Origin of the sequence: Limimaricola sp. G21655-S1 (genome assembly GCF_027213785.1) — a bacterium.
Taxonomy (GTDB): domain Bacteria; phylum Pseudomonadota; class Alphaproteobacteria; order Rhodobacterales; family Rhodobacteraceae; genus Limimaricola.
The window spans coordinates 78240-96995 of the sequence record NZ_JAPWGO010000005.1; the positions used below are offsets into that span (position 1 = coordinate 78240).

19 protein-coding genes and 1 pseudogene are annotated in these 18756 nt (G+C 66.0%); 11 read left to right on the forward strand and 9 right to left on the reverse strand.

Annotated features, from left to right (window positions below; translation table 11 throughout):
- Nucleotides 1–922 precede the first annotated feature (922 nt).
- The 5 genes from O4G76_RS07145 to O4G76_RS07165 all read left to right on the forward strand — a co-directional run bounded on the left by O4G76_RS07145 (nt 923) and on the right by O4G76_RS07165 (nt 4915).
- Nucleotides 923–2148, forward strand: a protein-coding gene (locus O4G76_RS07145) for an IS3 family transposase (protein ID WP_269396676.1) whose coding sequence is annotated in 2 segments (ribosomal slippage) — nt 923–1265 and nt 1265–2148 — 1227 coding nt in all. Because the reading frame shifts where the segments join, the coding sequence is not laid out codon by codon here.
- A 186-nt stretch (nt 2149–2334) separates the two neighbouring features.
- Nucleotides 2335–2598: a hypothetical protein gene (locus tag O4G76_RS07150; RefSeq protein ID WP_269396677.1), complete on the forward strand. Its 264-nt coding sequence runs from the start codon at nt 2335–2337 to the stop codon at nt 2596–2598.
- Nucleotides 2599–2643: 45 nt separating this feature from the next.
- Nucleotides 2644–2784 (forward strand): hypothetical protein, encoded by a 141-nt coding sequence (locus O4G76_RS07155; protein ID WP_269396678.1) that lies wholly within the window; start codon nt 2644–2646, stop codon nt 2782–2784.
- A complete protein-coding gene (locus O4G76_RS07160) occupies nt 2784–3692 on the forward strand; it encodes a recombinase family protein (RefSeq protein ID WP_269396679.1) in 909 nt (302 codons plus the stop codon). The genes O4G76_RS07155 and O4G76_RS07160 overlap by 1 nt, the downstream gene beginning before the upstream one ends.
- Before the next feature lie 278 nt (nt 3693–3970).
- Nucleotides 3971–4915, forward strand: coding sequence for an AEC family transporter (locus O4G76_RS07165; protein ID WP_269396680.1), 945 nt, complete (start codon nt 3971–3973; stop codon nt 4913–4915).
- 94 nt (nt 4916–5009) lie between these two features.
- On the opposite strand, the gene O4G76_RS07170 is transcribed toward O4G76_RS07165, so the two are convergent.
- The 4 genes from O4G76_RS07170 to dctP form a co-directional block, all read right to left on the reverse strand.
- Nucleotides 5010–5948, reverse strand: a complete 939-nt coding sequence (locus O4G76_RS07170; RefSeq protein WP_269396681.1) for a dihydrodipicolinate synthase family protein — start codon at nt 5946–5948, stop codon at nt 5010–5012.
- A gap of 22 nt (nt 5949–5970) precedes the next feature.
- Nucleotides 5971–7266 carry a TRAP transporter large permease gene (locus O4G76_RS07175; protein WP_269396682.1) on the reverse strand — a complete coding sequence of 432 codons (1296 nt, stop codon included), beginning with the start codon at nt 7264–7266 and terminating at the stop codon, nt 5971–5973.
- On the reverse strand, nt 7263–7835 hold the full coding sequence (locus tag O4G76_RS07180) for a TRAP transporter small permease (protein WP_269396683.1): 573 nt from the start codon (nt 7833–7835) through the stop codon (nt 7263–7265). The genes O4G76_RS07175 and O4G76_RS07180 overlap by 4 nt, the downstream gene beginning before the upstream one ends.
- A 62-nt stretch (nt 7836–7897) precedes the next feature.
- Complete coding sequence (gene dctP / locus O4G76_RS07185) at nt 7898–8905, reverse strand: TRAP transporter substrate-binding protein DctP (RefSeq protein ID WP_269396684.1); 1008 nt, start codon at nt 8903–8905, stop codon at nt 7898–7900.
- A 124-nt stretch (nt 8906–9029) separates the two neighbouring features.
- Between dctP and O4G76_RS07190 the strand changes: the two genes are divergently transcribed.
- Genes O4G76_RS07190 through O4G76_RS07205 form a run of 4 tightly spaced genes read left to right on the forward strand, consistent with a single transcriptional unit; the run spans nt 9030 to nt 12080 of the window.
- Nucleotides 9030–9725: a GntR family transcriptional regulator gene (locus tag O4G76_RS07190; protein ID WP_269396685.1), complete on the forward strand. Its 696-nt coding sequence runs from the start codon at nt 9030–9032 to the stop codon at nt 9723–9725.
- A 50-nt stretch (nt 9726–9775) separates the two neighbouring features.
- Nucleotides 9776–10813, forward strand: a complete 1038-nt coding sequence (locus O4G76_RS07195) for an aldo/keto reductase (RefSeq protein ID WP_269396686.1) — start codon at nt 9776–9778, stop codon at nt 10811–10813.
- A 14-nt stretch (nt 10814–10827) separates the two neighbouring features.
- The gene (locus O4G76_RS07200) at nt 10828–11250 is read left to right on the forward strand and encodes an RbsD/FucU family protein (RefSeq protein WP_269396687.1); all 423 of its coding nucleotides are present in this window, start codon (nt 10828–10830) and stop codon (nt 11248–11250) included.
- Nucleotides 11247–12080: an amidohydrolase gene (locus O4G76_RS07205; protein ID WP_269396688.1), complete on the forward strand. Its 834-nt coding sequence runs from the start codon at nt 11247–11249 to the stop codon at nt 12078–12080. The genes O4G76_RS07200 and O4G76_RS07205 overlap by 4 nt, the downstream gene beginning before the upstream one ends.
- Before the next feature lie 378 nt (nt 12081–12458).
- On the opposite strand, the gene O4G76_RS07210 is transcribed toward O4G76_RS07205, so the two are convergent.
- Nucleotides 12459–12896 (reverse strand): MarR family winged helix-turn-helix transcriptional regulator, encoded by a 438-nt coding sequence (locus O4G76_RS07210; protein WP_269396689.1) that lies wholly within the window; start codon nt 12894–12896, stop codon nt 12459–12461.
- 91 nt (nt 12897–12987) lie between these two features.
- On the opposite strand from O4G76_RS07210, the gene O4G76_RS07215 reads away from it, so the two are divergent.
- Nucleotides 12988–14850: an FAD-dependent monooxygenase gene (locus O4G76_RS07215; RefSeq protein WP_269396690.1), complete on the forward strand. Its 1863-nt coding sequence runs from the start codon at nt 12988–12990 to the stop codon at nt 14848–14850.
- A 126-nt stretch (nt 14851–14976) separates the two neighbouring features.
- Here the strand turns inward: O4G76_RS07215 and O4G76_RS22010 are convergent.
- Nucleotides 14977–15117: pseudogene (locus O4G76_RS22010) on the reverse strand (hypothetical protein); the annotation flags it as partial.
- Nucleotides 15118–15507: 390 nt separating this feature from the next.
- Between O4G76_RS22010 and O4G76_RS22020 the strand changes: the two are divergent.
- Nucleotides 15508–16011: a glutathione S-transferase C-terminal domain-containing protein gene (locus tag O4G76_RS22020; protein WP_373568016.1), complete on the forward strand. Its 504-nt coding sequence runs from the start codon at nt 15508–15510 to the stop codon at nt 16009–16011.
- A 38-nt stretch (nt 16012–16049) separates the two neighbouring features.
- Here O4G76_RS22020 and pcaF read toward each other — a convergent pair whose 3' ends face one another.
- From pcaF to O4G76_RS07235, 3 genes are read right to left on the reverse strand one after another with little or no spacing between them, the layout of a single operon-like run.
- A complete protein-coding gene (gene pcaF / locus O4G76_RS07225) occupies nt 16050–17246 on the reverse strand; it encodes a 3-oxoadipyl-CoA thiolase (RefSeq protein ID WP_269396692.1) in 1197 nt (398 codons plus the stop codon).
- A 1-nt stretch (nt 17247) separates the two neighbouring features.
- Entirely contained in the window at nt 17248–17931 is a 684-nt protein-coding gene (locus O4G76_RS07230; protein WP_269396693.1) for a 3-oxoacid CoA-transferase subunit B, read from the reverse strand.
- The gene (locus tag O4G76_RS07235) at nt 17928–18635 is read right to left on the reverse strand and encodes a 3-oxoacid CoA-transferase subunit A (protein ID WP_269396694.1); all 708 of its coding nucleotides are present in this window, start codon (nt 18633–18635) and stop codon (nt 17928–17930) included. Before O4G76_RS07235 ends, O4G76_RS07230 begins: the two co-directional genes overlap by 4 nt.
- Nucleotides 18636–18756 lie beyond the last annotated feature (121 nt).

The following is an 18756-nucleotide window of genomic DNA, read 5'->3' on the forward strand; positions in this document are numbered from 1 at the left end:
CCGCAAAAAGATCCTCTGCCGCGTCCTGCTATTTCGGGGACGCCGTAGGCGTGGTGCCAAATACGACCTTCGAGACGGTAACACCTTTTGCCTGGCCTCGCTCCGGATTAAGGGCGGAACACGCGATCGACTCCTGCAAAGCTACCCTTAGAAATGTGGCTCCTCGAGCACGAAGGGGACGCGCCTAGAGGGCAAGACCTGGCGGCCATGTAATGGCCATATTTCATCACCATTGCCGCTTTGTATCGGCCTCATCTAGGCCATAGTGGCCGCCTGCATCCACTGAAGGCCCGATGTCAGCAGAAGCTGAGCGCTCGCACGAGCGGCCTGCTGGCATCGGGTCTATTTTTTCCAGAACCCGCTTCTTCATTCCGAGCAATCGGGCCCACCGGTGGAAGCGGCTCGACCTCCAATCATGTCAATCTGGCTAATACGCTAGGAAGACTGCCTTCGTCATGAAGGGCAGGCGGGAGGTGTATCCGGCAATCCTCGGACCCAGCGGTGGCGACGGCCTTTGTCAGAGTGGTTTTTGAACGCCACGGTCTGCCGGGGCCGTGTGGTACGTATTTCGGCCCGCACAAAGATCAGAGCAGCGTTTCCGGCGCTCTCGGCATGATCCAAGTCGATTAATCAAGGCGCTGATATATCAGTGCATTTTATACAGAGTTGAGGATAGATCGTCTCATTTTCAGTTGCCTTGATGGATCGCAGATATGTTTCATCAGGCCCTTCGTAGAGGGGGCATGAGCGCAGGAACCGTCCAATCCGATGACACACTAGAAGTGGAACGGAAGCCTCAACCTCGTTCCGGCCCTCTTGAGGAAAAGGGGTTGGAGCGTGTCGCGTCCCCCTCCCCTACCGGTTGGTGAACTGGCCCCCGTTTCGACCGGACACTCAGGCATAACCATGGAGGCTTAGGCATATGCCTAAGCACGTGCTTATGTCTGACTACGAGATCATCACCGACGGCGGCCGCAGGCGCCGCTGGTCTTCGGCCGAGAAGCTTCGGATTGTCGAGGAAACGCTGGAGGATGGCGCCAGCATCTCGGTAGTCGCGCGCCGCAATGGCGTGGCGGCAAACCTGTTGTATCGTTGGCGGCGCCTGATGCTGGATGGGGGAGCCGTGGCCGTGTCCGGAGATGACGACGTCACCAGCAACCGTGCTGTCCGACAGATGGAGGAGCGCATCCGCGAGTTGGAGCGGCAGCTCGGGCGCAAGACGCTCGAGGTCGAGATCCTCAAGGAAGCCTTGGATAAGTCGCGCTCAAAAAAACCGATCTGGCTCGCGCAGTCGCAGCCCAAGGGCGGTTCCCGGTGAAGGCCGTGGCCGAAACGCTGGGCGTCTCCCGCTCGAACCTGAATGCCCGGCTGAACGGGAGCGCGAAGCCGCGTCGGCGCTATCACAAAGCGGAGGACGCGGTGGTGCTTCCACTGATCTCGGCGATCGTGGCGGCGCGGCCGACCTATGGCTACAGGCGCATCGCGGCGGTTCTGAACCGGCGGCTCCGGGCCGATGGCGCGGCGCCGGTGAACCACAAGCGGGTCTACCGCATCATGCAGGCGCACGACCTCCTGCTGGCGCGCAGATACACCGAGCGGCCGGAGCAGACCCATGAGGGCAAGGTCATCACCATGCGCTCGAACATTCGCTGGTGCTCGGATGGCTTCGAGTTCACCTGCTGGAATGGCGATGTCGTCCGAGGGGCCTTCATCATCGATGCGCATGACCGGGAAATCATCGCCTGGCGGGCCGTGGTGAACGCCGGCATCAGCGGCTCGGACATCCGCGACATGATGCTGGAGGCCGTCGAGGCCCGCTTCGGAGGCTATCGGGCGCCGCATCCTGTCGAGATGCTCAGCGACAATGGCTCACCCTACGTCGCCAAGGACACCCGCATCTTCGCCCGGCAGCTGGGCTTGAAGCCCTGCTACACACCGGTGAAGAGCCCGCAGAGCAATGGCATCGCGGAGGCCTTCGTGAAGACGCTGAAGCGCGACTACGTCCACGTCACGCCGCTGCCGGATGCTGTCACCATCCTCGAGTTGCTCGCCGACTGGTTCGAGGACTACAACACCCATCACCCGCACTCAGGGCTGAAAATGCGCTCGCCCCGCGAATTCATTGCAGCTCAAACCGCAACCGCCTGAGTGTCCGGTGAAACGGGGGCAAGACCAGTTGGACCGAAGCCGCGCGCCCCTTGCCAGTGTTTTCAAACGACCGTATTCTCATATATAGCTAAAATGGAGGCGCCATGTTCTGGCAGCCGCAGGAGGGCTTGATCGATGGTAACGTCCATCTCGCCTGCATTCACAGGCCGAACCAAAGGATTCAGCATGACCACGCTCCCAAGCCATCGGACCAAGATCAATCGCGCCATGCGTTTGGCCAAGGTCGGCGAGAACAGGGCTACCGCAGAGGCCTTGCTTCGGGTGCTCCCCGAGAGCGTGATAGCACGGGTCACCGGACAAGAGCTTGCCGAGCTTCTCGATGCCGTGTGGAAGCTCTCCCGAAACTCCAGGGCGAGTACTGAAACCGAGCTCGTCAGCGACGGCGGGGTCTGGGACGAGGACAAGCAGGCATTCCGGGAGCTGGCGTAATGACCGCAGCCGCTGCGGTGCAGATCTAGCGCGAAAGGGATCACCATGGACCTCCCTTCCCCTGCCCTCGAGCCGATGCCGCCCGAGTGGTTCGCCCGGATTGCCGAACATCTGAGCGAGGTGCCGGACGGCACGCCATTCCAGGAGACGGTCGAGGCCGTGTCTTGCGATGAAGCGGCGCGCTGATGGCACTCATAGGCTACGCCCGCGTCTCGACCGACCTTCAAGACACCGCCGCACAGCGCCGCGAACTGAAATCGGCAGGCTGCACCGAGATCCACGAGGAGTTCGCCTCGGGCGCCGCGCGCGCCCGGCCGGTCCTTGCGAAGCTCGTGGCGAGCCTCGGCCGAGGCGACGTGCTGATCGTGGTGCGCATCGACCGCCTGGCACGCTCGCTGTCGCACCTGCTCGAGGTCATCGAGACGCTGGAAGCCCGCGGGGCGCATTTCCGATCTCTGGGCGATCCGATCGACACCACCTCGCCGCAGGGCAAGTTCACGCTGCAGATCCTTGGCGCCACCGCCGAGTTCGAACGCGCGCTGATCCGCGAGAGGACAATAGCGGGGCTCGCTTCGGCGCGCGAGAAGGGTCGCGTCGGCGGCAATCCGGGCCTGCGGGACCGCGACCCGGAGGCGATCGCCAAGGTCAGCCGGGCGCGCGACCGCAGCTACTTCGACAAGCTCAACGAGGAAGCCCAGCAGTGGCTGCCCGCCGTCCGGCAGTTCCGGCCGCGGCTGCCTTGGGAGGACGTCGTGCGGATCATCAACAGCCGGCATCCAGGCGCGAAGCCTTGGACCGTCGAGCGGCTGCGGCGCGCCGCCGGGCGCTTCGTGAAGGATGGGCTGCTGGACCGCGCCGTGCTCGACCGCGCCCCGCCTGCGCAGAAGGACGACCGGATTCTAGCGATCATCGCCGGCATCAAGTGCTCGGCGCCGGAGATCACGCTAAAGGAGATCGCCGCCCGGCTCGAGGCAATGCGGGAGCCGACGCCCCGGGGCCGCTCGAAATGGGCGACGTCCTCCGTGGCCCATTTCCTGTCGCGTGCCGCGGAAGCCGGGCTTCTCGGCGAAGAGGCTCGGCAGGGGAGGCCGTAAACAGGATCGACTGTCGTTTTAGCTAACCTCTACGCATGCTTGGTCGCGTCGCTGAGCTTGCTGCTGCTCACCATGGCCTCCTTGCCTCCAAATTAGCGAAGAAGGCATCCACGAACCATGGAGCTATTCAAAGCAATGCCATAGCAAGGCGACGAGGCCGGAACCGCAGAGCATTTCTTGCTCCTAAGTGCTGCCGTTCAAGAGGCACGGCCGATAGTGCATGACGCTAATGACCACCGGGGGCATCGCGCGCCTCCCTGACCGCGAAGCGAAGGTTCATGATTGACATTCTTCCGATCACGGGCGTGATCTTCGTCCTAATTGGGGTGGGATACCTGGCGGTGCGTACCGGGACGCTCGCAGCGGGCGACATGGCGGCACTGGGAAAGTTCGTAGTCGGCTTCGCGCTGCCGGCACTGATCTTCCAGGCAGTGACCCAGCGCCCGATGGGCGAGATCGCCGATCCCGGCTATCTCACCGCGATGCTTGGCGGATCGCTCGCGGTCTTCGCGGCCGGTTACGGATTGATGCGCCATCGCGGCCACCCGCCATCGGCCGCTACCTTCCATGCCATGGGCATGTCCTGCGCCAACAGCGGCTTCATCGGCTACCCGGTTCTGCTGATGGCGCTGCCCTCGGTGGCCACCTCGGCGTTGGCGATGAACATGGTGGTCGAGAATCTGGTGATGATTCCGCTGGTGCTGATCATGGCCGAACGGGCCAGTGCAACCGGGCCAAGGGGGCGGCGGCTGGCATGGATGATCGCCGTGCGGCTGGGCCGCAACCCGATCATCCTCGCGCTGGCGCTCGGCCTCGGCGTCTCCGCACTCGGCCTGCCGCTACCGATTCTAGTCGAACGGCCGGTCGAGATCCTCGCCAATGCCAGCGCCGCGCTGTCGTTGGCGGCAATCGGCGGCACGCTCGCGGCGCTGCCGCTGGCAGCAATGAACCGCGCGGTCATCCCGGTGGTGCTTGGCAAGCTGGTGGTGCATCCACTTGCGGTCGGGATTGGATTGGCTGCAATGGCGGCCGCAGGGCTCGGTGTGGCCGACCCCGCGCTTGCCGCGGCGGGGATCGTGATGGCGGCGATGCCGGCGATGGGGATCTACCCCATCCTCGCGCAGCGCTTCGGCCAGGCGCAGAGCGCCGCCGTCGCTATGCTGGCGATGACGCTCGTCTCCTTCGCGACCATCAGCGCCGCGATGTGGCTGGCCCTGCCCTAAGCCGCGCGCGACCGCGCGCCCGGCGACGAAACTCCGACGCGGCTTGCTTCCCTGCCGACGCCCAAGCGTTTAGGGCGTCGCCCAGTCGGGCCATTCAGGCCGCGGGCCGGGGCAACTCCGCGATGCGGCTGCGGAACCGCTCCGCCCCCGTCACGATCTGGTCGAGCACCGCCTCGATCGCCCAGTGCCGCTCGGCGAGATCGTAATTCACCGTCCGGCTGTGCAGGCCTGCGAAGGTCCCAATGCGGACATGGTACACCTTGGCCAGCTTCGGATAGCCGAAGGGCTCGCACATCGCTGCCAGCACCAAGAAGTTGTCGAGCTCGGCCGCGAGAGCGGGATGCGCGGCACCGTGCTCGTAGAGCCAGCGATAGAGATCAGGGTGGAAGTTGTTCATCACCCCCGAGAAGCCCTGTCCGCCAGCCTGCATCACCGGCCAAGCGATCGCCGCGTTGGCGTTGTTGATCGCCAGCGGCGTGCCGCGCGTCAGCGCCAGCCGGCGCCTCACCACTCCAAGGTCGCAGGCCACGTCCTTGAGAAAGTCGAACCGACCGTCCTGGGCGCAGAACTCGAGCTCGTCGTCGCTCAGCAGTCGCCGGTAAGGGGCCGGACACTCGTAGAGGCCATAGCGGGTGTCAGAGGGCAGTGCCGACAGCAGCGCCTCGAGTCGGACCCGCCAGATGCCTGGTTCGTCGCCCTGCGCGGCCAGCCGGTTGGTGACCAGCACCACCGCGTCGACGCCGGTGCCGGCGACCGCTGCAAGCTCCTCGAGCTGCGCATCGTGACCGTCGGAGACGTGGCCCGAGGCCACCACCGGGACCCGGCCCGCAACCTGAGCGACTGTGAAGCGCGCAAGTTCGCGCCGCTCTTCGAGCGTGAGGTGCTGCATCTCGGAGGACTGGCAGACCGCGAACAGGCCCTGCGCGCCGTGATCGAGATACCACTCGATCAGCCGCGCGTAGCCGTCCCAGTCGATGCGGTCGTCATCGGTGAAGGGAGTGATCATGACGGGGAAGATGCCGGAAACGGACATGGGGGAGGACTTTCGCTTGGGGTCAGCCGTCATAGCCCATCAGGCGGGGCAGCCAGAGGGTGATGCCGGGGAACAGGATGAGCAGCAGCAGCGCCACCACGAGTACCGCGAGGAAGGACCAAATCTCGCGAATGATCTCGGCCAACGGAATGCGGGTAACGGCGTTTATGACGAAGAGGAGGATGCCGTAGGGGGGCGTGATCAAGCCAATCATGCAATTGACGATCGCCACCACACCGAAATGCACGAGGTCGATGCCGAGCTCGCGCGCCGAGGGCAGAAACAGCGGGATGATAACCAGAATGATGGTCGAGGCGTCGAGCACGCAGCCCAGGAGCAGGATCAGGATGTTGACCCCGATCAGGAAGGTCAGTGGCGCGACGTCGAGCCCGACCAGCGCCTGCGCGACGCGCCCGGGAATGTTCTCTGAGGCGACGATGTAGTTCAGGATCAAGGCACCGCCGATCACCAGCCCGATCGCCGCCGAGGAGCGGGCCGAGGAGACCAGGATCTCGTAGAAGGCGCGCAGGCTGAGCGAGCGGTAGAACAGCGCCGCAAGGACCAGCGCGTAGAAGGCGGCAACCGCCGCGGCCTCGGTCGGCGTGGTGACGCCGCCATAAATGCCATATAGGAGGATCACCGGCATCATCAGCGCGGGAAAGGCGCGGAAGGTGGTCATCGGCAAGTCGCGCAAAGGCGTGGGCTCTTCAAGCGCGAAGTCGCGGCGTTGCGAGATCCACAGGTTCATCGCCATCAGCACCAGCCCCATCAGCAGACCCGGCAGGATACCCGCAAGGAACAGGAAGCCGATCGAGCTGCCCGAGACCAGCGCGTAGAGCACCATCGGAATCGAGGGTGGGATGATCGGACCGATCGTGGCCGAGGCGGCGGTGATGGCGGCGGCGTAGCCGCGCGAGTAGTGACCGGAGCGGGTCATCATGTCGATGATTACCCGGCCGATCCCGGCGGCGTCGGCCACCGCCGAACCGGACATGCCCGAGAACACCAGCGAGGCGACGACGTTGACATGCCCGAGCCCGCCGCGGAACCGCCCGACCAGCGCCACGCAGAAGCGCAGCAGCCGGTCCGAGATGGTGCCGGCGTTCATGATATTGGCGGCGACGATGAACAAGGGCACCGCGAGCAGGATGAAGCTCTGGTAGAGCCCATCCATCAGCACCTTACCCGGCAGGCCGATGCTCTGGCCGGCGGCGAGCATGTAGGCGAAGGCGCCGACCAGAATTGCGTAGGCGATCGGCAGGCCGATCGCCGCGAGGCCGAATAGCACCGCGAGGCAGGCAAAAAAGGCGAGGCTCACGGCCGGTCCTCCCGGTCGTCAGCATCGCCGATCAGGTCAGGTTCGGGCACGCCGTGCCGGAAAGCGTGCCAGACGCCCCAAGCGTAGCGCGCCGCCACCGCGATCAGGAACAGCATGTAGATCACATAGATGTCGCGCATCCGGATCCAGTCGCCGAACAGGTCGGCCAGCGTCGCGGTCTGCTTGAGCCGCAGGATCGCGAAGCGGTCCCAGGTCGGCCCGACTGAGGCCAGCAGCCCCACGACGACCGACAGCCCAGCGATGATCGCGAAGCCGCGCCGCAGCCCGGGCCCGACGCTCAGCGCCAGGATGTCGAAGCTGACATGGTCACGCTCGCGCACTACGAAGGCGTTGCCCCAGAAGATCAGCCAGACCCAGAGCGCCAGACAGAACTCGAGCGTCCAGCCGTAATGGCGCGCGTCGAGCCAAGGCATCGCCGCGACCAGCCCGTCGAGGCGGGCGCCGTAGCGCACCGCAACCTGCAGGATGAAGGTGGCGAAGATCAGCCCCATCATCAGCGCCGCCACCGCCTCGGCGGCGCGCAGGAGCAAGATGGCGGGTCGGGACATGCGCGGGGCTCCGGGAAAGGGTGCGGGGCGGATCTGGGGCAGCAGCGTCGCCCAGACTGGGTTCACTCGGCCAGCGCGTTGATCTGTTCGAGCACGCCCTCGGGCCAGTCGGCGGCGAAGTCGCTCTCGAGATACTGCGCCTGCACGTGCTCGCGGAACGCCTCGAGATCGGGCTCGTAGAGCTCGAGCCCCTGCTCCTCGAGGAAGCTTACCAGCTCGGCCTCCTTGGCGAGTTGCGCCTCACGCCCGGCGCTGGCGGCATCGGTCGCGGCTTGCTGCAACTGCGCCTGTTGCGTCTCGTCCAGCCCGTCCCAGATCTCCTTGGAAATCGCGATGTAGTTCAGGTCGACCAAGTGCCGGGTCAGCGCGATCTGCTCGGTCACCTCGTAGAACTTGGCATCGACCACGGTGGGCAACGGATTGTCCTGGCCGTCGACCGAGCCGGTCTGCAGCGCGGTGTAGACCTCGGTGAAGGCCATCGGCGTCGGGTTGGCGCCGAGCGCCCGTCCCAGGAACTGCCAAGCGTCGGTGCCAGGCATGCGTAGGTTGACCCCGGAGAGGTCTTCGGGCGTCTGCACATCGCGCTCGGAGCGCGGCATGCGCAGGTTCACGTGCCGCTCGCCGAGATACATCACCGCGAGCAGCTTCACGCCGAGTTCGTCCTCAACCTTCTGCTTGAACGGCTCCATCAGCGGATCGTTGAACACCGCAACTTGGTGATCGGCGTCCTGATGAACGTAGCCTGCGGTGAAGATCGAGAACATGGGGAAGAAGGTGGCGAGTTCCTGTGCCGAGGTGATCGACATGTCGAGATCGCCGGTGGCGATTGCCTCGAGCTCAGAGCCCTGCGCGATCAGCGATGAGTTGTAATGCGGTTCGTAGTTGGCGAAATCGGCCACCGCCGGGCCGAACACCTCGGCCATGGCGATGCTGCGCTGATCCGTCTCCGAGGCGGGGGTGGACAGGCGGAGCGTCACCTTGTCCTGCGCGATGGCCCCTTGCGGAGCGAAGGCCAGCGCCCCGACGAGGGCGATAGCGCTGACGGTGAAACTACGGCGTGCGACGGTCATGGCTTCGGTCTCCTCCCGAACATTGTCTCCCTGTGGCAGGCCGGCCCGGTGGCACCGCCCCGCTTCTGGACATATCACTAACATGTCAGTAATCTGTCAAGCGTGGATCCTCGAGGGATTTCGAATGACGAGCCAATCGCACGCCGCTCCGGGCGGAGCCGCACCGCCCAGCCTGCGCCGCCGCGCGTATGACGAAGTGACGGCCCTGCTCAACGAGGGCCGACTGCGCCCGGGCGAGATCGTGTCGCAGCGCCGGCTGGTCGAGATCACCGGCGCCAGCCTCGGCGCGATCCGCGAGGCGGTGCCGCGGCTGGAGGCCGAGGGGCTGCTGATCACCGTCCCCAAGAAGGGGTTGATGGTGCCCGGGCTCGACGTGCGGTTCGTGCGCGACGCCTACCAGCTGCGCCGGATGATCGAGCGCGCGGCGCTGCCCGACATGCTGGTCCGGCTCGACGACGTGGAACTGACGCAATGGCGCGACTGGCACCACGCGCTGGCGAACGAGATCACGGCCGGCGGCGGCGTCGCGCGGCCAGAGCAGATCGACCGGCTGCAGCGCCAGGACTGGGAAATGCACGCCCGCTTCGTCGCCACCATGGGCAACGCGCTGATCGACGACATCTACCGCGTGACACTGATTAAGATCCGCATGGCAGTGCAGTCGCGGCTGCGCGTGACCGGCGACAACGCGCGCCGGGTCATTGACGAGCATCTCGCGATCCTCGAGCCACTGTCGCGCCGCGAGGCCGCCGCCGCGGCCGCCGCGCTCGACCGCCATATCGACCAGTCGCTGAGCCTCGCCTTGGGCGGCAATCCCTGAGCCGCCCGCTCGCGACCGCAGCCCAGCCTTCAAGCCGCCAGGAGCGCATGATGACGATCACCGCCACCACCCCCCGCCCGGTCGCCGACACCGGTCTCATGCTCACCGCGCTCGGCCTCGGCTCGGCGCCGCTGGGCGGGCTCTATGACGACGTGCCGCGCGCGCAGGCGCTGGCGGTGTTGGAACGCGCCTGGGAGCTTGGCATCCGCTATTTCGACACCGCGCCGATGTACGGCCTGACCCGATCCGAGCACTTGGTCGGGCACGTGCTGCGCGAGAAGGACGAGGAATACGTACTCTCTACCAAGGTCGGCCGACTGATGGCCAACGCTCGCGCCGGCCGGTCGCTGCCGCCCGAGCCGCCCAGGAACCCACTCGATCCCGGCTTCGTCAACGCGCTGCCGTTCCGCGAGATCTTCGACTATTCCTACGACGCGATCATGCGCAGCTATGACGACAGTCAGCAGCGGCTCGGCCTACGCCGGATCGACCTACTATTTGTGCATGATATCGGCACCGTTACCCATGGCGAGGCCCATGCCCGCCACTGGCAAGCGCTGACTGCGGGCGGCGGATTCCAGGCCCTTAGGGAGCTGAAGGCCGCGGGCGACATCAAAGGCTTCGGCCTCGGCGTCAACGAGTGGCAGGTGATCCGCGACGCGCTTGAGGAGACCGATCTCGACTGCTGCATGTTGGCTGGGCGCTACTCGCTGCTCGACCGCGACGCCGAGGCCGGGTTCCTGCCGCTGGCGCGGGCCCGCGGCGTGGCGCTGGTGCTGGGCGGGGTCTACAATTCCGGCATCCTCGCCGCGCCCAGAGACGGTCGACGCAAGTTCAACTACGCCGACGCCCCGGCCGAGATCGTCGCGAAGGTCGAGGCGCTGCGATCGGTCTGCGACGATCACGGCGTGCCGCTCGCCGCTGCGGCGATCCGCTTTCCGATCCGCCACCCGGCCGTCACCTCGGTGGTCATCGGCGCCAAGACGCCGATACAACTGCAGCAGAATGTCGATTGGTTCGACGCTGAACTGCCCGAGGCCCTCTGGGCCGATCTCGACGCCGCCCTGGCCGCCGCCAGTCGCCCCTGAGAAAGGAGACAGACATGCTCAAGCGCATTGACCCGCTACTTACTGGTGAACTGCTCGCGATCCTGCGCGACATGGGTCATGGCGACGAGATTGCGCTGGTCGACGCCAATTTTCCGGCCGCGAGTGTGGCGCGACGGCTGGTGCGCCTGCCCGGCACAGATATCGAGCGCGCCGCCGTGGCGGTGCTGGAGGTGCTGCCGCTCGACGATTTCGTGGCGGCCCCGGCCGCGGCGATGGCCGACCCCAACGGGCGGCCGACGATCCACGACGCCTTCGAGCGCATCCTAGCCACAGCTGAGGGCCGGCCGGTCGCGATGGAGGCGATCGACCGCTTCGCCTTTTACGACCGAACCCGCGCCGCCTTCGCGGTGATCGCCACCGGAGAGACCCGGCTCTACGCCAACCTTGTGCTGAAGAAGGGGGTGGTGCGATCATGACGATCGACGCCCACCAGCATTTCTGGCAGGTGGCGCGCGGCGACTACGGCTGGATGACCCCGGACCAGGCGCCGTTGCTGCGCGATTTCACGCCCGCGGATCTCGCACCTCTGAACCGCGCCGCCGGGATCGACCGCACCATCCTCGTGCAGGCAGCCGAGACCGAAGCAGAAACCGATTTCCTGCTCGGGATCGCGGCGCGCTGCGATTTCGTAGCCGGCGTGGTCGGATGGCTCGACATGACGGCGCCGAGTTTTCCTGAGCGACTGACGCACTACGTCGCGCAGCCGAAATGGGTCGGGCTGCGGCCAATGCTGCAGGATCACGACCCGACACTGATCACCACGCTCGCCTTTCGCGAAGCGCTGGCCGAGGTGGCGCGGCGCGACATTCCCTTCGACATCCTCACCTTTCCGCGGCACCTGCCGATGCTGCTCGAAACGCTGGCCGCGACGCCTCCGCTGCGGGGCATCATCGACCACCTGTCCAAGCCCGACATGACGCGTGACGGTCTCGGCCAGTGGGGCGCCGACATGACCCGACTCGCTGCGCATCCTGGCCTGTACTGCAAGGTCTCTGGCCTAGTGACCGAAGCCGGCCCCGGCTGGAGCGCGGAGCGCATTCGCCCCTGGCTGCGCCACGTGGCAGGGTTGTTCGGACCCCGCCGACTGGTCTTCGGCACCGACTGGCCGGTCTGCACCCTTGCCGCGAGCCATGCCGAGGTGACGCGGCTCGCCCGCGACCTGCTGGGCGAGCTCTATGGGCCAGAGGACATGGCGCGAATTTTCGAGACCAATGCGATCGAGTTCTACAAGCTGAAAGCGGCCTGACGCAGCGCGGCGGGACCATCCGGACGTGCCAGCGGGAATCGCGCCTCTGGTGCACGCTCCCGATCGCCACGCGAATATCGCTACGGGACGCCCTATAAGGGCGCAAGAACGCGCAGTGTCCTGATCGCCCGGAACCGCTTTTGTGGCAGCACATCGACAATCTCGCCTGCCAGCATCACCGCGAAGCCGTCGCAAATTTGGTGGATTGCCGCAGCTCTCCGTCGATTTTGTCGCAGTGCCTGCGAGATCTGGAAATCCTTACCATATAGCAGTATCTGGCATATGTCAGCGCTCCACGCGATATCCCGACGGTGAACCATCGGAGCGGACCGACCGAAGCGAATTTCGGTCTCGCTCTAATAGCGCCTTTGAAGCCAGTTAGCCTTTCCGAACAACCAGCTTGCGCATCAGCGCCATCAGCGTCGCGCGCTCGCCCGGCTCCAATCCATCGAGTATGCTGTCCTGTACGCGAGCTACCAGTGGCTGCAACTGCGCCAGCCAATCGCTCCCTTCCAAGGTTAGTTCGAGCCGAAAAGCGCGTCGGTCGTCGAGATCCGGCACACGCGAGATCGCGCCCTTTTCGACCAACCTCCGGACTACGCCGCCGATTGTGGCGCGGTCATGGGCAATGGCGCGTGCCAGCCCAGCTTGGTCGAGCCCCGGCCGCTCGGCCAGTACTACCATCGCCGCGAACTGGACCGGGGTTATCTCCTGGCCCTCGCGACGCATCGCCTCGTGAAAAACCGCCGTGGCATGCTGCTGCATCAGCCGGATCAGATGGCCGGGCATATTAGGAAGAGCAGAGGGTTCGGTCATAGGACTCTAAATAGTATGTACAGATACTGTATTGACGCTGTACATCTTTGTCTAGTATATAGTATGTATGCATACTACATGGGAGGACGACATGCAGTATCATCAGGAGGGCTTTCGCCCCGGCGATCCCGCCGTCGCCCCCGCATTCGACCATGCCTCGTCGCGCGACCGGGTCGACGTGCTGATCGTCGGCTGCGGCCCAGCTGGGCTGACGCTGGCCGCACAGCTGTCGCGTTTCCCGGACATCACCACTCGGATCGTCGAACGTAAGTCCGGCCCCCTCGAGGCCGGGCAGGCCGACGGCCTCGCCTGCCGCTCGCTCGAGATGTTCGAGGCAATGGGCTTCGCCGAGAAGGTGCTGAAGGAAAGCTATTGGGTCAACGAGGTCGCATTCTGGCGCCCCGGCCCGGACGGTGCCGGGCTGCGGCGCGCGGACCGCATCATGGACGTCGCCGACGACCTGTCGGAAATGCCGCATGTGATCCTCAACCAAGCGCGTGTGCACGACTTCTACCTCGACGAGATGCGCCGAGGGCCACACCGGCTGAAGCCGGATTATGGCCTCGAACTGGTCTCGGTGGCGCGTGACGACGATCCCGACTATCCGGTTCTGGCCCGCTTTTCCCGCGCCGATGATGGCACCGAGGAGATCCGCGCCCGCTACGTGGTCGGTTGCGACGGTGCCCGCTCCACCGTGCGTCGCGAGATGGGTCATGCGCTCAAGGGCGAGGCGGCGCGCCAGCTCTGGGGGGTGATGGACATCCTCGCCGTCACCAATTTTCCGGACATCCGGCTCAAGGCACCGATCCAGTCGGCGGATCATGGCAGCCTGCTGATCATCCCACGCGAGGGCGGGCACCTGGTGCGGTTCTACGTCGAGCTGGATGCGCTGTCCGAGAGCGAACGCGCCGCCGATCGCGGTGTCACCGGCGAGCAGCTGATCGACAAGGCCAAGCTGATCCTTGCACCCTTCACTCTCGACGTGAAGGAGGTCGCCTGGTGGTCGGCCTACGAGATCGGCCAGCGGGTCTGCGACGCCTTCGATGACGTGGGTGAGGAGCGGCGCGGGACCAAGGAGCCGCGCATCTTCATTGCCGGCGACGCCTGCCACACCCACAGCCCCAAGGCCGGCCAGGGGATGAACGTGTCGATGGCTGACGCCTTCAACCTTGGTTGGAAGCTTGCCGCCGTACTGCGGGGCCAGTCCGGCCCCGCCCTGCTCGACACCTATTCCGAGGAACGCCGTGCCAAGGCGCGCGAGTTGATCGAGTTCGATCGCGACATGGCCCGGCTGTTCAGCGAAAAGCCTAAGGGCACCGCCGAGGCGGCGCGCTTCCAGGAGTATTTCCGCAAGCATGGCCGCTACACCGCCGGAGTGGAAACGCGCTACGACCCGTCCATGATCACCGGCGATGCGGTACATCAGGAGCTAGCGCGTGGATTGCCGGTGGGGATGCGTTTTCATTCCGCCCCGGTCATCCGGCTCGCCGATGCGCGGCCCATGCAGTTGGGTCACATGCTCAAGGCTGACGGGCGCTGGCGGTTGGTCGTCTTCGCGCCCGAGGGCGACACCGGCGCGCCGGGCGGCGCCATCGCCGCCCTGTGCGACCGGCTCGGCGCTGGGGACGGCCTGCTGAGCCGCTTCGCTCCCGAGGGCGCCGACCTCGATGCCGTGATCGACCTGCGAGCGGTGTTCCGGGTGCCACATCGCGAGATGGATCTGGGCGCGCTGCCTCCCGGATTGCTGCCCCGCAAAGGGCGATATGGTCTCATAGACTACGAGAAGGCGTTCTGCGCTGACCCGGCGGACGACGTCTACGACCGCCGCGGGATCGACGCAGCATGCGGCGCCCTGATCGTGGTGCGTCCCGATCAATACGTGGCACAAGTGCTGCCGCTGGATGCGGTGGCGCAACTTGAGACCTTCTTTGGAAGCGTTCTCCGGAGGATGTGACCGGATCAGGCGATGCGGAATATCAGCGCCGCCGCTGCCGCGCACAGCCCGACTACGATGCCCCAGAAACTGCTGCCGAGGCCCCAAAGACCCGTGCCCCGCTGCGGTTACAACAAAAGACTGCAGCCCGGCCTGCGGTTCCTCCAGATCGGCCAACATCTCCGACGGCCCACGTCCCATGGGACCGATCAGCGCCAGACCCGCCAGCAGCGCGATCACTTCGCCCGACAGCAGCGGCAGCACTGTGAAGACGCTGCCGCCGAACATGCCGGCCAGGCAGAAGAACGCCCCACAGGCCACCTCCTCGACGAGGATCGGCTGGGCCGGCGCGGCAGAACAGTTCGCGCGCAGCACTACCGGGCCGCCGAGGAACTGCCCGGTGAGCGTGACTACCGCCAACGACGATACCAGACTCGGGGGCTCAAGGGGCTGACTGAGACGATCGAGGTCACCGTCGTTGATTTGTGGCTCGGGGCCGAGGGTTGGGCCTTCGGCGGCTATCCCGGCGCCGACGACGACCGGCTGAACGGCGCGCGTCACCTGCAGGAGATCTACATTCGCGCCGATCCACACTACACCGGTCGCGCCACTGTGACGGTGCTGTGGGACAAGGCCACCGGCACCATGGTCAACAACGAGAGCACCGACATCCTGCGCATGCTGAACTCGGGCTTCGGCGATCTGGCCCGCGGCGAAATCGACCTCTACCCCGCGCCGCTTCGCCTCGATATCGACGCGCTCAACACCGAGATCTACCCGAGCCTCAACAACGGCGTCTACCGCACCGGCTTCGCCACCTCCCAAGAGGCTTACGAGGAAGCGTTCGAGGCCGTCTTCGCCATGCTCGACAAGCTGGAGGCGCGGCTCGCGACAAACGGACCCTTCCTTCTGGGCGAGGCCTTTACCGAGGCCGACATCCGGCTCTTCGTGACGCTGATCCGCTTCGACGCGGCCTATCACGGCCTGTTCAAGTGCAACCTGCGGCGCGTCGCCGACTACCCGGCACTGAGCCGCTTCCTGCGGGACGTGCTGACCATCGAGGGCGTACGCGAAACGGTCGATATCGACCATATCAAGGCGGGCTACTACTCGATCAGCGCGTTGAACCCGAACGGCATCATACCCAGAGGCCCCGACCTGTTGCCGCTGTTGTCTGGTTGAGCGTCGGGCGGGGCGGCTGCCCTGCCCCGCCCCATCTCTCAGACCCCTTCCAGCGCTACGGCGATGCCCTGACCCACGCCGATGCACATGGTCGAGAGCGCCTTCTCGCCCGATTTCAGATCGAGCGCGCCGGTGCCGGTGATCCGGACACCCGACATGCCCAGCGGGTGGCCAAGCGCGATGGCGCCGCCATTGCGGTTCACCCGCGCGTCGTCATCGGCGATGCCGAGATCACGCAGCGTAGCGAGCCCTTGGCTCGCGAAGGCCTCGTTCAGTTCGATCACCGCGAAGTCGTCCGGCGTCAGCCCGAGCCGCGCCATCAGCTTCTTCGAGGCAGGCGCCGGGCCGAAGCCCATGATGCGCGGCGCGACGCCCGCCGTGGCACCGCCGAGGATACGTGCGATCGGGGTCAGCCCATGCTTCTTCGCTGCCTCGGCGGAAGCGATAATGAGCGCCGCCGCACCGTCATTGACGCCCGAGGCGTTGCCCGCCGTCACCGAGCCGCCCTCGCGGAACGGCGCGCGCAGCTTGGCCAGTGCTTCGAGCGAGGTGGCGCGGGGATGCTCGTCGGTGTCGACGATCTTCGCCTCGCCCTTGCGCTGCGGGATCTCCACCGGGGTGATCTCTCGCGCCAGCCGCCCCGAGGCGATGGCCTCAGCGGCCTTGACCTGGCTGCGCAGCGCGAAGGCGTCCTGATCCTCGCGCGAGATGGCGAAATACTCGGCCACGTTCTCGGCCGTCTCGGGCATCGAGTCGACGCCGAATTGCGCCTTCATCAGCTTGTTGACGAAGCGCCAGCCGATGGTGGTGTCGAAAATCTCGGCCGAACGCGAGAAGGCGGTCTCGGCCTTGCCCATCACGAAGGGCGCGCGGGACATGCTCTCGACCCCGCCGGCGACGATCAGCTCCGCCTCGCCGGCACGGACGGCGCGCGCGGCGGTGATCACCGCGTCCATGCCCGAGCCGCAGAGCCGGTTCATCGTGGTGCCCGGCACCTTTACCGGCAGACCGGCGAGCAGCGCCGACATCCGGGCAACGTTGCGGTTGTCCTCGCCCGCCTGGTTGGCGCAGCCATAGATCACCTCGTCGACGGCCTCCCAGTCGACACCCGCGTTGCGCGCCATCAGCGCGCGCAGCGGGATCGCCCCCAGATCGTCGGCGCGCACCCCGGCCAGAGCGCCGCCATAGCGGCCGATGGGGGTGCGAATGTAGTCACAGATATAAGCGTCGGTCATGTCAGAGCTCCGGAACGATAAGGTCGGCCACGGGGCCGTCGAGATTGAGCGTCGCGCCGGTCACGGCCTGTAGATCGCCCAGCGAGATCGCGGCGAGCTTTTCGCGCAGCACAAAGCGGCCCCCCTCGATATCCACCACCGCCAGCGAGGTGTAGACCCGTGTCACGCAGCCCACCCCGGTGAGCGGCAGCGAGCAGCGCTCCACCAGCTTGGGCGCGCCGGTCTTGGTGACATGGTCGGTGATCACCGCGACGCGCTTGGCGCCATGCACCAGATCCATCGCGCCGCCGACTGCGGGCACGCCGTCCTTGCCGACGCTCCAATTCGCGAGATCGCCGTTCTCGGCCACCTCGAAGGCACCGAGGATGGCCACGTCGAGGTGGCCGCCGCGCACCATGGCGAAGCTGTCGGCATGGTGAAAGAAGGCCGCGCCGGGATTGAGCGTGACCGCCTTCTTGCCGGCGTTGATCAGGTCCCAGTCTTCCTGCCCCGGCGCGGGCGCGGGGCCGAAATCGAGGATGCCGTTCTCGGTGTGGTAGATCGCCTTGCGCCCCGCGACCTGGTAGCGCGCCACCATCTCGGGGAAACCGATGCCGAGATTAACGTAAGAGCCGTCCTCGATGTCCTGCGCCGCGCGCCAGGCGATCTGCGCGTTGGACAGCTTGATGTTCGCGATGTCGCTCATGCGTAGACCGCCCCCTCGATGTTGAGGTCCTCTTCCTGGCGCGCATCCGGCACCGCGACCACACGGTCGACAAAGAGCCCCGGGGTCACGACATGTTCGGGATCGATCGCGCCGGGCTCCACGATGCGGGTCGCCTGCACGACCGTGGCGGCGGCAGCCATGCACATCAGCGGGCCGAAGTTGCGGCCGGCCTTGCGATAGACGAGGTTGCCGTGCCGATCGGCGGTCTCGGCCTTGACCAGCGCATAGTCGGCCTTGAGCCAGCGCTCCTGCACGTAGCCGCGCCCGTCGAACTCCGCGGTGGGTTTGCCTGCCGCCAGCTCCGTGCCGAAGGAGGTCGGCGTGTAGAAGGCGGGAATGCCCGCACCGCCCGCGCGGATCCGTTCGGCCAGGGTGCCCTGCGGCACCAGTTCAAGCTCGATCCGGCCGGCGAGATAGGCCGCGGTGAAGGCGCGGGGATCCTTGGACTTCGGAAAGGAGCAGATGATCTTGCGCACCATGCCGGCGTCGATCATCGCGGCGATGCCGATCCGGCCATTGCCGGCGTTGTTATTGATCACCGTCAGATCGCGCGGGCCGCGATCGATCAGTGCGTGGATCAGCTCGATCGGCGCGCCCGAGCCGCCAAAGCCACCGATCATCACGCTCGCCCCGTCGGGGATGTCGGCCACCGCGGCGGCGGGGCAGTCCCATGTCTTATCCATTCCTCGACTCCCTTGAGACGCCGCATCCGCGCGGCCTTGTGGTCTTCCTCCTACGAGGCTGCTGATCCGAGGGACAAGAGAAGTCGTTCGCATCTCGACATTTGTTCGGACTAAGGCCAAT

Bases quoted from the DNA above. Each gene is read 5' to 3' on its own strand.
- O4G76_RS07155 (WP_269396678.1), top strand. From the start codon at position 2,644: ATGGACCTCCCTTCCCCTGCCCTCGAGCCGATGCCGCCCGAGTGGTTC.
- O4G76_RS22020 (WP_373568016.1), top strand. From the start codon at position 15,508: ATGCTGAACTCGGGCTTCGGCGATCTGGCCCGCGGCGAAATCGACCTC.
- O4G76_RS07165 (WP_269396680.1), top strand. From the start codon at position 3,971: ATGATTGACATTCTTCCGATCACGGGCGTGATCTTCGTCCTAATTGGG.
- O4G76_RS07230 (WP_269396693.1), bottom strand. From the start codon at position 17,931: ATGAGCGACATCGCGAACATCAAGCTGTCCAACGCGCAGATCGCCTGG.
- O4G76_RS07150 (WP_269396677.1), top strand. From the start codon at position 2,335: ATGACCACGCTCCCAAGCCATCGGACCAAGATCAATCGCGCCATGCGT.
- O4G76_RS07170 (WP_269396681.1), bottom strand. From the start codon at position 5,948: ATGTCCGTTTCCGGCATCTTCCCCGTCATGATCACTCCCTTCACCGAT.
- O4G76_RS07180 (WP_269396683.1), bottom strand. From the start codon at position 7,835: ATGTCCCGACCCGCCATCTTGCTCCTGCGCGCCGCCGAGGCGGTGGCG.
- pcaF (WP_269396692.1), bottom strand. From the start codon at position 17,246: ATGACCGACGCTTATATCTGTGACTACATTCGCACCCCCATCGGCCGC.
- O4G76_RS07190 (WP_269396685.1), top strand. From the start codon at position 9,030: ATGACGAGCCAATCGCACGCCGCTCCGGGCGGAGCCGCACCGCCCAGC.
- O4G76_RS07235 (WP_269396694.1), bottom strand. From the start codon at position 18,635: ATGGATAAGACATGGGACTGCCCCGCCGCCGCGGTGGCCGACATCCCC.
- O4G76_RS07205 (WP_269396688.1), top strand. From the start codon at position 11,247: ATGACGATCGACGCCCACCAGCATTTCTGGCAGGTGGCGCGCGGCGAC.
- O4G76_RS07215 (WP_269396690.1), top strand. From the start codon at position 12,988: ATGCAGTATCATCAGGAGGGCTTTCGCCCCGGCGATCCCGCCGTCGCC.
- O4G76_RS07200 (WP_269396687.1), top strand. From the start codon at position 10,828: ATGCTCAAGCGCATTGACCCGCTACTTACTGGTGAACTGCTCGCGATC.
- O4G76_RS07160 (WP_269396679.1), top strand. From the start codon at position 2,784: ATGGCACTCATAGGCTACGCCCGCGTCTCGACCGACCTTCAAGACACC.
- dctP (WP_269396684.1), bottom strand. From the start codon at position 8,905: ATGACCGTCGCACGCCGTAGTTTCACCGTCAGCGCTATCGCCCTCGTC.
- O4G76_RS07210 (WP_269396689.1), bottom strand. From the start codon at position 12,896: ATGACCGAACCCTCTGCTCTTCCTAATATGCCCGGCCATCTGATCCGG.
- O4G76_RS07195 (WP_269396686.1), top strand. From the start codon at position 9,776: ATGACGATCACCGCCACCACCCCCCGCCCGGTCGCCGACACCGGTCTC.